The 2,190-nt window shown below is 40.0% G+C and carries 2 protein-coding genes; both read left to right on the top strand.

Annotated features, from left to right (window positions below; all coding sequences use genetic code 11):
- The first annotated feature begins 112 nt into the window (after positions 1-112).
- Positions 113-1,468, top strand: a complete 1,356-nt coding sequence (ovoA, locus tag PX636_RS00120) for a 5-histidylcysteine sulfoxide synthase (protein WP_004162899.1) — start codon at positions 113-115, stop codon at positions 1,466-1,468.
- A 248-nt stretch (positions 1,469-1,716) separates the two neighbouring features.
- Entirely contained in the window at positions 1,717-2,151 is a 435-nt protein-coding gene (locus PX636_RS00115) for a VOC family protein (RefSeq protein WP_288115833.1), read from the top strand.
- Positions 2,152-2,190: the final 39 nt, after the last annotated feature.

The following is a 2,190-nucleotide window of genomic DNA, read 5'->3' as shown; positions in this document are numbered from 1 at the left end:
TTAAACCCGCTCAAGGTTTTCACCGATCCTGAAAATTTATTTGGGTTAATTCTCTGTCAGTTATCCCTGTAATTAACGAAAACATTATCATCAGTAATAGAGGCACAAAAACATGGAAAAGATTCAAGCACAGGCTCCTATATCTCTAAATAAATGTAGTCGAGAAAATCTACTGGACTATTTTGAAAATGCTTGGCAATTAGAAGATATGCTGTTAAAAAGCATCATCAAAGAAGAAGCTTTTTATTGTAACCCTGACGATTTAAGAAATCCCCTCATTTTTTATTTAGGTCATGCTGCCGCTTTTTATCTTAATAAATTGCAGCTGGTTAACCTATTAAAAAAAAGCCCTAATCCTGACTACGAATTATTGTTTGGAGTGGGAGTAGATCCGGCAACTCCCGCAGAATTAAACTCTGCTATCGCCCATATTCAGTGGCCCGGGGTGGCTAAGGTTTGGGAATATCGGCAACAAGTCTATGAAATTGTGGTCGAAATAATTAAAAATACCCCCCTTAATCTTCCTATTCATCCTCAGCATTCTCTCTGGTCATTAATGATGGGAATTGAGCATCAGCGTGTTCACTTTGAAACATCTTCAATGTTACTCAGACAACTGCCCTTAGAGCATCTGCAACGTCCTCAAGGGTGGCATTATGCCCCTTCTTTTGGTCAAGCTTATCCTAACCAAATGGTGGAGGTCTCTGGGGGAATAGTGGAAATTGGTAAACCCCAAGATTCTCCTATTTATGGTTGGGATAATGAGTATGGTTATCGGCAAGTTCAAGTTAACAATTTTCTGGTGAGTAAATATATGATTACCAACGGAGAATTTAAAGAATTTGTCGATAATGGTGGCTACGAAAATCCCAGCTATTGGGATGAAGAAGCTTGGCAATGGAAAAATCATTACCGAGTCAAATATCCTAAATTTTGGCTGGTAGATGAGCGAGGAAATTATCAATATCGAGCCATGTTTGATGCTCTCGATTTACCTCTTGATTGGCCAGTAGAAGTTAACTATTATGAAGCGATCGCCTACTGTCGTTTTCAAGGTCAAGGAATACGTTTAATGACGGAAGCTGAGTGGAATTTAGCCACCTATGGCAGTCAAAAAAATCGATGTTATACCCTAGAAAACGATAACTTTGAGGACTATAACCTCAATTTAAAATTCTGTTCTCCCACTCCCGTAGGAATGTTAAAAAATGCGGGCAATAACTCAGAAATTGATGATTTACGCGGTAACGTCTGGGAATGGCTAGAAGATGATTTTAATCCCTTAACTGACTTTCAACCCCATTACCTCTATGCTGACAATTCCACTCCTTTCTTTAATAGTCAACATAAAATGATGTTAGGAGGAGCTTGGGTAACTAACGGCACAGAAATCCTACCCTACTATCGCAATTGGTTTCGCCGGAATTTTTATCAACACGCTGGTTTTAGAATCGCACAAAGTCTTTAGGTGGGGTGTGGGGTGTGGGGTGTGGGGTTTTACCCATTTTCAGGGAAAAAGTGCCTAATTTTCCCCCCCGATTACTGCAAAGGCCAGCACTTTTTGATGTCAAAAAAGCCTAAAGATATTATCTAACAAGGTTTTTAGATTTATTCGGCAAACTTTAGGTAATTGCCAATTTTAAAAAAAATTCCTGTAACAGTTGCCCCTCGATCGCTACAATAGAACCTAGTAGAGCGCGGATAAAATCGATCGCCATGAATCAACCTGCAATTTTTCATCTCGCTATTCCGATTACCGATGTGTCCAGTGCTAAAAGCTTTTACTGTGATGGTTTAGGTTGTTTAGCGGGAAGGGAAACCGAGAAAGCGATTATCTTAAATTTCTCCGGTCATCAGGTAGTCGCTCACGTCACCGAAATGCCTCTTACTCCCCAAAATAGCATTTATCCTCGCCATTTCGGTCTAATTCTGCCAGATGCCAGCGATTGGGACAATCTTCTCGCACAAGCACGAGTCAATCAACTAAAATTTTATCTAGAACCAAAAACTCGCTTTGCTGGGGAGATAACCGAACATAAAACCTTTTTCCTAGAGGATCCTTTCTATAATCTCCTGGAATTTAAACATTATCGCCACTACGAAGCTATTTTTGCCAGTCGGGAATTAACAGCGATCGGCGATCGAGCTTAAAATAAACAACAGGTGACTTTTTTGTCAGGGGAACTTCCC

Source organism: Microcystis sp. M53598_WE2 (assembly GCF_030067735.1).
Taxonomy (GTDB): Bacteria; Cyanobacteriota; Cyanobacteriia; order Cyanobacteriales; family Microcystaceae; genus Microcystis; species Microcystis aeruginosa.
Note: the sequence above shows the minus strand (reverse complement) of the source record. Positions and strands in the feature narration are given on the sequence as shown.